General features: G+C 57.7%; 10 protein-coding genes and 1 pseudogene. 5 read left to right on the top strand and 6 right to left on the bottom strand.

Going from position 1 to position 12,135, the window contains the following annotated elements:
* Positions 1-23 precede the first annotated feature (23 nt).
* Positions 24-365 (bottom strand): nuclear transport factor 2 family protein, encoded by a 342-nt coding sequence (locus LOY56_RS11925; RefSeq protein ID WP_258622017.1) that lies wholly within the window; start codon positions 363-365, stop codon positions 24-26.
* Positions 366-417: 52 nt separating this feature from the next.
* A complete protein-coding gene (locus LOY56_RS11920; protein WP_258622015.1) occupies positions 418-1,134 on the bottom strand; it encodes a YafY family protein in 717 nt (238 codons plus the stop codon).
* A 181-nt stretch (positions 1,135-1,315) separates the two neighbouring features.
* Between LOY56_RS11920 and LOY56_RS11915 the strand changes: the two genes are divergently transcribed.
* Entirely contained in the window at positions 1,316-1,783 is a 468-nt protein-coding gene (locus LOY56_RS11915; protein WP_258622008.1) for an LEA type 2 family protein, read from the top strand.
* Between the two features lie 3 nt (positions 1,784-1,786).
* Here the strand turns inward: LOY56_RS11915 and LOY56_RS11910 are convergent, their stop codons facing one another.
* Positions 1,787-3,364 (bottom strand): alkaline phosphatase D family protein, encoded by a 1,578-nt coding sequence (locus LOY56_RS11910; protein WP_258622006.1) that lies wholly within the window; start codon positions 3,362-3,364, stop codon positions 1,787-1,789.
* Between the two features lie 104 nt (positions 3,365-3,468).
* On the opposite strand from LOY56_RS11910, the gene LOY56_RS11905 reads away from it, so the two are divergent.
* Positions 3,469-4,014 carry a GNAT family N-acetyltransferase gene (locus tag LOY56_RS11905; protein WP_258622005.1) on the top strand — a complete coding sequence of 182 codons (546 nt, stop codon included), beginning with the start codon at positions 3,469-3,471 and terminating at the stop codon, positions 4,012-4,014.
* Here LOY56_RS11905 and LOY56_RS11900 read toward each other — a convergent pair.
* Entirely contained in the window at positions 4,007-4,927 is a 921-nt protein-coding gene (locus LOY56_RS11900; RefSeq protein ID WP_258622003.1) for a carbon-nitrogen hydrolase family protein, read from the bottom strand. The genes LOY56_RS11905 and LOY56_RS11900 overlap by 8 nt on opposite strands.
* Positions 4,928-5,012: 85 nt before the next feature.
* On the opposite strand from LOY56_RS11900, the gene LOY56_RS11895 reads away from it, so the two are divergent.
* Positions 5,013-5,927: a LysR family transcriptional regulator gene (locus LOY56_RS11895; RefSeq protein WP_258622001.1), complete on the top strand. Its 915-nt coding sequence runs from the start codon at positions 5,013-5,015 to the stop codon at positions 5,925-5,927.
* A 62-nt stretch (positions 5,928-5,989) separates the two neighbouring features.
* Here LOY56_RS11895 and LOY56_RS11890 read toward each other — a convergent pair whose 3' ends face one another.
* The gene (locus tag LOY56_RS11890) at positions 5,990-6,241 is read right to left on the bottom strand and encodes a hypothetical protein (RefSeq protein ID WP_123359611.1); all 252 of its coding nucleotides are present in this window, start codon (positions 6,239-6,241) and stop codon (positions 5,990-5,992) included.
* A 165-nt stretch (positions 6,242-6,406) separates the two neighbouring features.
* On the opposite strand from LOY56_RS11890, the gene LOY56_RS11885 reads away from it, so the two are divergent.
* Entirely contained in the window at positions 6,407-6,724 is a 318-nt protein-coding gene (locus LOY56_RS11885; RefSeq protein ID WP_258621999.1) for a YqjD family protein, read from the top strand.
* A 43-nt stretch (positions 6,725-6,767) separates the two neighbouring features.
* Here LOY56_RS11885 and LOY56_RS11880 read toward each other — a convergent pair whose 3' ends face one another.
* The gene (locus LOY56_RS11880) at positions 6,768-7,808 is read right to left on the bottom strand and encodes an Ldh family oxidoreductase (protein WP_258621997.1); all 1,041 of its coding nucleotides are present in this window, start codon (positions 7,806-7,808) and stop codon (positions 6,768-6,770) included.
* Positions 7,809-8,070: 262 nt separating this feature from the next.
* Here LOY56_RS11880 and LOY56_RS11875 point away from each other — a divergent pair.
* Positions 8,071-12,116: pseudogene (locus tag LOY56_RS11875) on the top strand (dermonecrotic toxin domain-containing protein).
* Positions 12,117-12,135 lie beyond the last annotated feature (19 nt).

Raw genomic sequence — 12,135 nt, 5'->3', positions numbered from 1 at the left:
AGCTCAATGCCTGTGGGAGCGAGCTACAGCGAGATATCCAGCCGGGCGATTTTGCCCTGTTCATTGAGGCGGAACATGTAGCGCAGTTCCAGCGGGCTACCTGGAAAGGTACCGGAGATCAGGTTGTGCACCAGCACTTTGCCGGTGCGCAGCTGAACGTCGAGCACCTCGACCCGGGGCTGATAACGTTGTGCGGTGGCTTGCATCCATTGGGCGATGGCTTGTGTGCCGACCTGATGCTGCCCCTCATCGAACACGTTGGCATCCTCAGCGAAAAAACTGGCAACCCTCGACGTGTCGCGAGTATTGGTGGCGGCAATGTAGGCGGCGATGGCGGGGGCCAGTGAAGAGGCTGGACTGGACATGTTTACGACTCCTTGTGAGTTGATTCTGGCGCCATGCTAAAACAAGCCTGTGTCAGTTCTTGTCAGGAGTGAAACGCCCTGCTTCGTCCAGTTGCATTTGCTTGCGCCAAGTGCGCAACAGGTCGCTGCGCCGCCCCGGATAGCGTTCGCCCTGCTCGCTGGCGGCCGAGATCCGGTCGGTGCGAAAGGTGCGATAGGCACTGCGCAATTCACACCAGGCGACGATGATTCGCACTTCGTTGAGAAAACCCAGGGCCAATGGCCAGATCAGCCGCTGACTCGGCACCTGGTTGGCGTCCGCGTAATCGATGTGCAGCTTGGCCTGATCGCGGATGGCTTGGCGAAACACGTTCAAGGGCACGGCATTTTGCGGATAGCCATAACCTGGTGGCCCTGGCAGCACCGTCGGGTTGCGCAAGGCATCCTGGGCCACGGGGTCGAGTACCGCGGCGATTTTTGCCAAGGCATCGGCCGCAGCTTTGCTCAAAACCTCATCGCCACGCTGATCCACGTAGCGCAGCCCGAGCACGATAGCTTCGGTTTCATCGGCATTGAGCATCAAGGGCGGCAGGAACAGACCACTGCGCAACACATAACCGATCCCCGCCTCGCCAAAAATCGGTGCGCCGAGCGCGGTGAGTTCCGCGATGTCGCGGTAGAGCGTGCGTTCGGAAATCTCCAGTTCGCTGGCCAATGTCGCGGCAGTCACCGGGCGACTTTTGCCCCGTAGCACTTGTAGCAAAGTCAGTAAACGAGTGGTTCGCGACACGGTCGGCAGGCTCTTTGCTGAAAAATCGTCGGAGCTTAGCAGAGGCTGCCGTCAGAAACTGGCAGGAGCGACTGGCCGCCTGAAAAGCTTCGCGTCATAACAGGCTGCGCAACATCTTCGAATCACTGTTAGCGCGTTGTGCGCTATCGTGCTGAATAACTTCCTGTTCGAGAGCCTGTCCATGCGCAGATTGTTTGCCCTGTCCTTCCTGCTGCTCTCCCTGAGCGCCTGCGCCCTGTTCCCCCATCGCGACCCGCTGAACATCAACGTAGTCGGTATCGAGCCGCTGCCAAGCCAGGAGCTGGAAGTGCGATTTGCGCTAAAACTGCGCGTGCAAAACCCTAATGAAACGGCGGTCGACTACAACGGCGTCGCCCTGGATCTGGAGGTGAACGGTCAATCGCTAGCCTCCGGCGTCAGCGACCAATCGGGCTCGATCCCACGGTTTTCCGAAGCGGTGATCGTGGTGCCAGTGAGCGTTTCAGCCTTCTCGGTGCTGCGTCAGACCCTCGGGCTGAGTCAGACGCAGACACTGGACAATCTACCGTATGTGCTTCGAGGCAAACTGGCCAGCGGCGTGTTTGGCACAATGCGTTTCGTTGATCGCGGCAAACTCAGCCTGCCAAGACCGACTACCGACGCGTGGTAGCGCTCACGGTTCGGCCCGCGATTTAACGGGGTCGATCACCTGGGTCACGCAATGTTTGAGACCTTCTACGTGCCAGTGGGCCCATAGCCGACTTTTTCCAGTGCCATCTTCATCCGGCTCTATCGCCAGCCAGTTTCGAGCGGCGATCAGGTAACGTCCCCGTGCGCCGATGGGCAACAGTGTTCCGGTGACGGCGTAGTCGATCTGTTCCTGGTGCTTGCCAATGGACTCCAGAAACTGCACCGCCAGCACCGGCGGTGAAGGATGCACGACCCCGGTCGATATCAGTTGGTAGATCGTTCCTGCGCCGTCGATGTTATGCCGGGACAACTTCGATTCGATCACGCAGGCCCCTGCCACATGAACATCACCGGACACCAGCGTGACCTTGCAGGATTCGCTATTGGCAAAATCCAGCAAACGCATGATCAGCCGCTTGCGTTCGTCTCGGTGGGGCTGGCTTCGCCAATGGTCGCGTAAATCGTCCTCAAGCTCCTGTTGCCCCGAAATCAGGTCCAGTGCCTTTTCGGCCGCCTGCAAATCCAGGTAACCCACGGGAATACTCGACATCAGCAGCAAGTGCTTATGCCCTTTGAGCTTGCCCAGCCAGGCATAAATCGCATCCCAACTGACGGGCGAAATGATCCGGGTTTGCCGAGCCGGCGGGGTCGTCAAATCCGGCGCACGCTCACTGCGCAAGTCAGGAACCAGCAATGCCAATTCGCCTAGGCCGGTAAACCCCAGGTGAAAGCCGTCGGCGGTGTCGGGAATGGCACAGGGATGAGTATCAGCGGACGGTTTGAGGTGAGGATGAGTCTGGATCAGTTGCTGCTGGAAAATCCTGAAATAGCGTTTGGCCGTGGCAAACAGCCCCTGGAACACCGGGCTTGAATGCAGAATCTCATCGTAAGAACCCCAGCCATCGATGATGTCATGGTCATCCCACATCATCACCGTCGGAACGGCGCTGAGCAGCTTCGCAACCTCAGGCTGCTTCCAGTGCTCCAGGTAGAGTCTGGTGAAGAACTTGTCCAGATCGGCTTCGATCACCTTGCTGTAGACCGCCTTTCGACGGTCGGCGAAGGGTTTGGCAAACCATGTTTTCATCGACGACACATTGCTGCGCATATCGTCGCTGTAAACCTGATCGCCCCCCATCAACAACAGGTGATAAGGCTTGCTTTGATGAGCCCCCCACAGGTGTTCCCAGCGCTCATTGTTCCGGTCCACTTTCTCCATCTCCTTGGGGTCCGAGAAACCGTTGCACGACACATAAGCCATGCGCGGCGATTGCCCCTCGGCCGGAACGACGAAGTTGGCCTCCGCGCCCTCTATCTTGATCGTGTAAGTAGTGGCGACATCCTGGTCTTGCAGCGCTTTTAAATCGATGCGCCAGACGCGGTACTGAGGATTGAGCAACGGGATATCGGCGGTGGCCAACGGTTTGCGGGCAGTGACACCGCCGGGTACTTTTACGCTGGGTGATGTCGCGCCCAAGGGTAAAACCACTAGAGCAGACACGTTATAAACATTACTGTTGATGCCACGAAACTGCAGAATCGGGCCGAGTAACAAACTCATGGGCAGTCCATCCGTTGACAGGGGTGTGAACGCCTAGAGACTAGACGGACAATCGACGCTGCGCATGATGCGCAGCGCCCGTCCCTACAAGGAGGTCATCCACGATGCACACTGCTCCAACGCTCTACACCGACAGGCTGATTTTGCGTCCGTTGGAACTGGCCGATGCCGAGGCCATTCAGCGACATTTCCCCCACTGGGACGTGGTGCGTTACCTGAACGTCCTGGTGCCGTGGCCTTATCCCGCCGACGGCGCGTTGACTTATCTGCGTGATATTGCCCTGCCGGCGATGGCCCGTGGCGAAGAATGGCACTGGTCGATCCGCTTGAAGTCAGCCCCCGATCAGCTGATCGGCAATGTCAGCCTGATGAATGAACAGGACAACAACCGCGGCTTCTGGCTGACCCCGCAATGGCAAGGCCAGGGATTGATGGCTGAAGCCAGTGCGGCGGTGACCGAGTACTGGTTCGAAACACTCGGCCGGCCGTTACTGCGCGTGCCGAAAGCGGCGCCGAATATCGGCTCGCGCAAACTCTCGGAACGTACCGGCATGCGCTTGATACACACTGATGAAGGCGACTTTGTCAGCGGGCGACTCCCGAAGGAACTCTGGGAAATCACCCGCGAAGAGTGGCTGCGCCTCAGATAAAACGCACGCCCGGTTTGGCCCGCTCATCCACCGTCAACTCAAACACGTCCGGGCGCGCGTAATGCCCGACCACGTCGTAGTCATAACGGGCGCGGATCAGGTCGTCGGTGTCGATTTCGGCGCTCAGTAAACCCGCCTTGTCACGCAGCGGTCCGGCGAGGATGTCGCCCATGGGCCCGACAATCACGCTGCCGCCGGCAATCAACAGACGCTGTGCCGGCCAGTTGGCGATTTCCACGCCCAAAGCTTGCGGTGAGGCCTGGACCTGACAGGCGCTGACCACAAAGCAGCGTCCTTCATGGGCGATGTGGCGCATGCTGACCTGCCACATTTCCCGCTCGTCCACCGTCGGCGCGCACCAGACCTCTACGCCTTTGGCGTACATCGCGGTGCGCAGCAGCGGCATCATGTTTTCCCAGCACACCACGGCGCCGATTCGCCCGACCCGGCTATCGATCACCGGCAAGGTCGAGCCATCGCCCTTGCCCCAGATCAGTCGCTCGGTGCCGGTGGGCATCAGTTTGCGGTGCTTGGCGACCAGCCCGGCCTGCGGATCGAAATACAACGCGGTGCAGTATAAGGTGCTGCCCGCGCGCTCGATCACGCCGATCACCAGATTGGCGCCAGTGCGTGAGGACAATCCGGCCAAGGCTTCAGTCTCGGCACCGGGCACGTCGATGGCGTTGTCGAAATACCGCGCAAACGCTTCCCGCCCCTCTGGCAGTCGATAGCCGAGTTGCGTGCCGAAACCCTCGCCCTTGGGGTACCCGCCGAGCAACGCCTCCGGCATGACCACCAGTGCGGCGCCGGATTCGATAATGGCGGTTTCCCAGGAGAGGATTTGATCGAGGGTATCGGCCTTGCCGCCGGGCAAGGCGCCGATTTGCAGGGCAGCAACGATAGACTTGGGCATCGCGGTGACTCCGTCAGTAATGAGGTGTTGCTCATTCTCCGGCGCCACAGGATCATGAATAAAGCCCGACTCACTGCTGAATGATATGAACCCAATGAATATCGTGACCGTCGATCTCAATCTGCTCAAAGTCTTCGAAGCGCTGCATGAAGAATCCAGCGCCAGCCGAGCCGCGCTGCGTCTGGGCGTGACGCAATCGGCGGTCAGCGCGGCGTTGCGTCGATTGCGAGAGGTGTATGGCGATCAGTTGTTCGTGCGCACCGGTCGCGGCCTTGCACCGACGCTCAAGGCTAACCAGTTGAAACCGGTGGTCAGCGATGCGCTGAATAAATGCCGCCAGAGCCTGGCGATGGTCGATCCGGCGGCGAATCATTACGACGGACGCTCGGTGACGGTGGGTTTGTCGGATGATTTCGAAATCGCCTACGGGCGACGATTGATTGACGAGATCGCTGATCGCGCGCCGAAACTGCGGCTGATCTTTCGCCAAACCCATAGCCAGATCGTCGCCCAGGCCTTGATGGAACGCAGTATCGATCTGGCGATCACGGCAGGCGGGTTTGCCGAGCGTTTGCTCAGTCGTCAGGTGCTGGGTGAAGGCGATTATCTGTGTCTGGTGGATCCCTTCAGTCTGGCCGAAGGACAGGAGACGCTCAGCCTTGAAGCGTTCGTCGCCCGCGAGCACATTCTGGTGTCATCGGGCGGTTTTATCGGAATTACCGATGAAGGCCTGGCGGCGTTGGGACTGAGTCGGCGGGTATGCGCGTCAACCACGCACTTTGCCGCATTGCCGCATCTGCTCAAGGGCAGTCAGGCGGTGGCGACCATCCCGGCCCACGCGGCTCGAAGTATCGCTGCGCTCAGCGGACTGGCGCTGCTGCCCTGCCCTCTGGCATTGCCACGCTATCCGATCGAACTGGGCTGGCGCACCATTACGCAGCTCGATCCGGTGGTGCTCAGAGTGCGCGAGGCGATTATCGCGACCTTTTCCCACCCGTAGGAGCTGCCGCAGGCTGCGATCTTTTGATCTTCGGCGGATTCGAAACTGTCAGTGCTGGAAGCTTATTTAGCGGCCATCAGCCGATTGACTTCACTGCGCACCATGTTGGCGAATTCCGGGGGCGACATGCCGTCGAGTTCGGAGCGCACCCATTCGGCCCATTTGCCTTTGCGCTTGGCACGCTCACCGAACAACCGTGCGGCTTCACCCTTGGATTTACCCAAGTTGTTTTGCCAGAGCTCGAACAAACGGGACTTTTCATCTTCAAGCGCCGCGCGCTCGGCAAGGGGTTTGTCGGCCAGATTGAAGCTCATGGAAGATACCTGCTGCGTAAAATAGGCGACATCTTACACTGTAGGAGGAAATGTCCTGCGCTGGATTTTTCTTCAGGGTTGAGTCGCCTGGCAAAATTGCTGCAACTTTTGCCATGGCGGCAGACTCCATTGTTCACTGTCCATTCACCTGCAAGGAGTACTCCAATGGCCCGAAAAATCATCGATCAAGTCGCCGAGGATCAAATCAAGGATCAGGTCTTCAGCGAACTTCAGGCCCTGATCGAAGAATCGGAAAAACTGCTCAAGAGCAGTGCTTCACTGGTCGGTGAGGAAGCGGACACCCTTCGTGGGCAAATCGCCCAGAAACTCCAGCAGGCCCGCAGCTCAGTCGCAAACGTACGTGACCGAACCCAACCCGCCGTCGACGCCACCGAAATCTACATCGGCGGTCATCCCTGGCAAACCGTGGCCATCTCCGCCGGGTTCGGTTTGGTGGTGGGGCTGTTGTTGGGACGGCGTTAAGCGGGAAACACTGGACCTGCACCTACAAAAAAACACTGTCCCTCTAGAACCCGGCCAGCTCCCGCAGATTTGCCAGTGTTTGAGCATCGAGCCCAATGCCTTCATCCTTGGCTTTGGCGCGCTGCTGATGACGCCGATCACCCGGTAGTCGCTTGAGCCCCACACCGTGCATTTGCCGAGCCAGTTCCTCACTGCGCTCGGCAAAATTCTGCCCCGCCGACTTGCTCGGGTCGATCACGATCAGCAGTTGACCCGTCCAGGGTGTTTTCGCCCCCGGATGGTTCGACCAGTCGAACTCAAAAGAGAAATTGCCGCCAGTCAACGCCGCCGCCAACAGCTCCACCATCATCGACAGTGCCGAACCTTTGTGCCCGCCAAATGGCAGCAAGGCGCCACCCTCAAGGATCGCTTTCGGGTCCTGGGTCGGCTGGCCGAGGCTGTCCACGCCCATGCCTGCCGGCAAACGCTCGCCTTTACGGGCGGCAATCTGTACATCGCCATGGGCGATGGCGCTGGTTGCGAGGTCGAAAACGATTGGATTACCACCGGCACGAGGGGCGGCGAAGGCAATCGGGTTGGTCCCGAACAATGGCCGATCGGCGCCGTGTGGCACCACGCAGGTCATGCTGTTGACCACGCTCAATGCCACCAGCCCTTCATCGGCAAATGGCTCGACGTCTGGCCACAAGGCGGCGAAATGGTGGGAATTACGGATGGCCAGCACTGCAATGCCGGCACTGCGGGCTTTCTCGACCAGCAATGACCGCGCTGCCATGAGGGCCGGTTGGGCAAAACCATTAGCGGCGTCAACCCGGACGAAACCCGAGGCCACGTCCTCGACCACCGGCACCGCCTGACCATTGACCCAGCCGCTTTGCAGCGTCGACACATAACCGGGAATGCGGAAAACACCATGACTATGAGCCCCGTCGCGCTCGGCACCGGCGCAGTTGAGGGCCAGGATTCTGGCGACATCGGCTGAGGTGCCGTGGCGCTGGAAGATCTGCTCGAGCAACGCCGTCAGTGCTTCGAAGGACAGGTTTGGCGAAACCGCAGTAGACACATGATCGTGTGGCGCAGACATCTGAAGCTCCAGAATAATTATTTGAGGGGGCAACAGCGTACGAAGACCCGCTGATTAACAACGCGCGACGAGCGACCTGTCAACTTTACGATTGATCCGTGGAGGTTGTCCCCGCACGGCTGTGCTTTTTTCTCAGGTTTGCACGATCACCGGCAGGCTGTGCGGTAATTATTTACCACCTTCCACTCCCCTATGACTTTTAGTCTCGATGCTCAATCCCACTGGCGCATTTCAAAAATTGCGCCCTGAACGAGACTCGACAATGTCTACTTCTGTTACTCCGATGTTTTTCCCTCAGGCCCTGAAGTCTCGCGGCCTTTGGAGGAAGCTTGGCCAAACCCATGGACTGACGCAAAAGGATTTCGAATGGCTCAGTCACGTGCAACTGGCCAGCCACACATTACGCAGTAAAGAAACGCCGCCCATGCTCGCCGAAAAAATCCTGCTCAAAACCAATGATCTGGACCCCGTGCCACTGGCCGGCAGTTTTGTGCTGAGCGCCACTCCGGATGACAAGGGCGTGATTCTCTACACCCCTTATGCCGGCATACAGAAATTCGACAACCGCACAACCTTGACCGAAGAGCTGAACAGTCAGCTGAAGAATGCAACCGAGGACGACGACCTGCTGGCGTTCATGTCGTTGTCTCATCGCAAAACGCTGGCAGATGCCGCCGATATCGAGGTGACCTTTCAAACCCTCGAAGGCGATGTGTTCGAAGACCAGAGCAACACCATCACCGCATACCAGACAATGAACGATCGGGCTCTGCTCGATGAGCTCAAAGTGCTGCCGACACTGGCTTCGTTGCTCGATGCAGTGCTGGATGAACTGTTGAAGTCAGCGTTCCCCGGCCTGGATCAGAGCCAGACCCAGGTCAGTTTCTATTTCACCGCTGCGACCGATGAACAAGATAAGGAAAGCCCTCCGACGCGGCGCTTGATCAACTCCATATCCTTGAGGGAGGCGGTGCTGTTGTACTACCGCAATCAACGCTGGCCGTCAGGCCAATCACATGAGTTTTCCCATCCGGGAAAGCACTCAGTGACCACTGACCAGCAACACTGGGAAACCGCTGTAGTCACGGCTTCCAAAAAGTTGATCAGCCTGCTTTCCGGGCAAATGGAAGGCTACTGGGACGCCTTGAGTGTCGATGGCACGTCACGTCGCGAGTTTTTCAGCAAGGCCATCGCCGAAAAGGCGCGAGCAGAGCTCTTGCTCAAGCGCGAAGCCGAGATCATCACGCCTGAACAAAGCCAGGACTTGCATTTGCTGATCAAGCCGACCAGCCGAACGTTCGAGACGCTGACCATCGAAACCGTGCGCCTGTGGGAATACAAGGACAATTATGTAGAGCTGGCAGGCTCGCTGATAATCAGTGGCAGCAATGCGTTTCTCTACTCCCCCATTCAGGGGCTGCAGGTGCTGAAAGACTATCAGGACCTCAAAGACACCTTGCTGAGCAAATTCAGCGCGGCCGGTCACGAGGATGAGCTCTACAACCTCCTGAGTCTGGAGGAACGCCACCGCTTCATCGGTTTTGATCAGCCGAATGTCACCGGGGAGGCCATTTCCGGTTCGATTTTCAAGAAGCTGTTCGAGGCGATCATCACCAAGCAACAGCAGAACATTGAATATGCCCTGCAGGTTTTCCGTCACAGCGACGGCATCGTGGACATCAACGCCTTGTTCGATAAGGCGCTGGACATACGCTCAATGATCAGCGAGCAACTGCCGGCGCTGGATGCTAAAGGACGCTGGAGTACGCGACCGGTATTGTCAGGTAATCAACAGCCCTCCATGGTGCTGGCAGACAAGGCGGCGGGGTTCGTGAAAACCTACAGCGATATCGAAGCGCTGATCAGTACGGACTTCGCGTCCCAACCCGTCACCCCGCTGGCACTGCAGCGGGTCTATCTGGATAACTTAAAGCCCCGCCTGGCTCACGCCCTCTCCGTAGGCGTATGCGGGGAAGCCCATCTTCGGGTACTCGACGCAACGTTGGGCGATACGGATCGGGCTATTGTCGTGACGGTGCTCGATCCAGATCAGCCGGATCGTAAAAGCCGTCGCTCTCTCAAGGGATTCCGGCCTGACGTCTATTCATTGACCCTTGAGTGCTCCGGCCAAACGAACCTCCTGCCCTTGGCCAATTGCTTGCTGTTGACCGAGCGTGGCGGGCTCGACCCTCAGCATTCGGGCCGAACGATTCTATGGACATCCGCGCAGGGCCTGGAAGTCTTTGATACCGTCAGCCTTGCAAAGCAGGAGCTGGATCGGCGTCTGCTTGATCCGCGCAAACGCTTGGCGCTGTTGGAAAACCTTCCCCCTGCCCAACGCTCCTTCCACCAGCGCTATTCGCTCGGCGCGTTGCGACTGATTGAGGATCATGTTCTCCAGCAGGCATCACAATCGTCCATCGACCACTTCCTGGAACGTTGCGAACACCTGCGCAGCCTGAAGCTGGACGCTGCAAAACAGACCAAAGCCCTTGAAACCTTGACAAAAACGGTGGTCGACACCAACTTGCGCAGAGCCACCTTGATCGCGCGGGCGATTACCCGTCAGCAGTCCTTGCCTGCCTGGCTCGGAATGGCCCCCGTCGAGGACCTGCAATTGCACATCGAATTGCTGGAGCAATATCGCAACAGCGTCAACGATGACAAAGACTACCTGCATGGCATGAAGCCCCTGCGATCGTACGTGCATGACACATTGGTGTCGCTGCTCGGCAGCCGGTTCTCCGGGGCTCTGCCGGACCCCGATGACATCGAAATCACCCCCAACCTGACCTTGGCCGGCTCCGCTCGATCCTTGACGGAATTTGCCTTGAATCATGTCAATGTTGCCCAGGGCACAGGATTCAAGATCGCATCGAAAACCACGCAATCCCTTCCAGAAGGCCTGGACCAGGCGGCGGTCAGGCAACTTCTGCTGTCACTGAACATTCAGCAAACCTACGCAAAAGAGGTGACCGACAGCTTATCGAACAAAAGCGCCGAAGCCGACACTCGAACACTGCGCTTCGTTCGGCAATTGCCTTGGCAATTGATGCAACACGCCCATGCGCAGAAGCTGCAGCAACGTATTTCCGATAGCGGCTTCGACTTGATTCGACAGGTTATGGACATGCCGGACGCTATCGCCCGGGCTGCTGTCGAAGGTGCCCACGCCATCGTCCGCCCGCTGGAGCTGATCAAGACTGTCGGCGCAGCAGCCGTCAAGACACTGGGCCTGTACCTGATCGGCCCCGGCTCCGGCCAGAAAGGCCCGCAAGTCCTGTATGCCCCCTATCACGCTGACTCGCCGTTCACCGAGTTCGAGAATGAGGCGAGCGTTGTCTCGGAAAAGCCCTGTCGAAAATGCACAGTCAATATGTTTCCAGTCGCGCAGTCAGCAGCGTACTGAATATTGAAGCGCGAGGAATGGAAGACATTCGGACAAAACACCCGGAAAAAGCACGCATGATCGTGCAAGCCATAGACCTGGCTCGCTACTACGCTTTTAACAGTTTGCATAACCTGGTGCAGCTCAAAAACATGAGGCCGGGGACGCGGCTGGACACCTTCCTCAAAACCTTTTTTGAAGTTGACAAAATCGACGCCAATGTTCTTGAAAAAATCAACAAAGTCATCGTACCTATTTGTAAAGCGCTCGTGGACCCAAACGAGGATTTGATGAGTACCGATCGCTTTGTGGTCGGTTCAAACAGATACCGGGCCGACAACACCCTTGCTTTTGTCATCCATGACGACTCGCAGATGAATGTGCATTTCACGGACAGGTTTTTCAATCAGCAACTCGATGAATACAAGTCTTTTTTGACTGAGCCTTTCGACATCGACACCCATGCCCAGGCGGCTACCCTGATTCATGAGTTCTCCCACCTTTATTCAAAGACCGTGGATATCGCCACACTCGAATCAAGGCGTCCGTTCTCCGATCTTGTCACCTCAATAGCTATTTTCAGCGCAAAACTGAAACAGACTCAACTGGACTTCCAGCGAGCGGCACTCTCCCTGACGACCCCCAAGGAACAATTGTTTCCATGCTGGAACAGTGAACTGGACTTATGGGAAGGTCTGGACTCGATTGTGGGTCTGGAGCATGTGGGCAAAAGCATTCTCAAAACGACAGGCTGCAAGACAATGGATGAAGCTCGCGATGCCTTCCTGAACCCACAGAATACTAATTTGCGAATCGACACTATTTTGTGCAATGCAGACTCAATCGCGTTTCTGATCTGCGAAATGGGCCGACAACTGGATCCGGTGCCTGTCACCTCTGGTTCCACTTCAAAGACCTGAGCCTCTTGAAAAGCACGCA

This window comes from Pseudomonas sp. B21-048 (assembly GCF_024748615.1).
Lineage (GTDB): Bacteria > Pseudomonadota > Gammaproteobacteria > Pseudomonadales > Pseudomonadaceae > Aquipseudomonas.
The sequence above is the reverse complement of the archived record's forward strand: the minus strand, read 5'-3'. Positions and strand labels throughout refer to the sequence as shown.

What these genes read in the sequence shown, in the direction of transcription:
- LOY56_RS11925 (WP_258622017.1), bottom strand. Translation starts at nt 365, where the DNA reads ATGTCCAGTCCAGCCTCTTCACTGGCCCCCGCCATCGCCGCCTACATT.
- LOY56_RS11915 (WP_258622008.1), top strand. Translation starts at nt 1,316, where the DNA reads ATGCGCAGATTGTTTGCCCTGTCCTTCCTGCTGCTCTCCCTGAGCGCC.
- LOY56_RS11910 (WP_258622006.1), bottom strand. Translation starts at nt 3,364, where the DNA reads ATGAGTTTGTTACTCGGCCCGATTCTGCAGTTTCGTGGCATCAACAGT.
- LOY56_RS11905 (WP_258622005.1), top strand. Translation starts at nt 3,469, where the DNA reads ATGCACACTGCTCCAACGCTCTACACCGACAGGCTGATTTTGCGTCCG.
- LOY56_RS11900 (WP_258622003.1), bottom strand. Translation starts at nt 4,927, where the DNA reads ATGCCCAAGTCTATCGTTGCTGCCCTGCAAATCGGCGCCTTGCCCGGC.
- LOY56_RS11895 (WP_258622001.1), top strand. Translation starts at nt 5,013, where the DNA reads ATGAACCCAATGAATATCGTGACCGTCGATCTCAATCTGCTCAAAGTC.
- LOY56_RS11890 (WP_123359611.1), bottom strand. Translation starts at nt 6,241, where the DNA reads ATGAGCTTCAATCTGGCCGACAAACCCCTTGCCGAGCGCGCGGCGCTT.
- LOY56_RS11885 (WP_258621999.1), top strand. Translation starts at nt 6,407, where the DNA reads ATGGCCCGAAAAATCATCGATCAAGTCGCCGAGGATCAAATCAAGGAT.
- LOY56_RS11880 (WP_258621997.1), bottom strand. Translation starts at nt 7,808, where the DNA reads ATGTCTGCGCCACACGATCATGTGTCTACTGCGGTTTCGCCAAACCTG.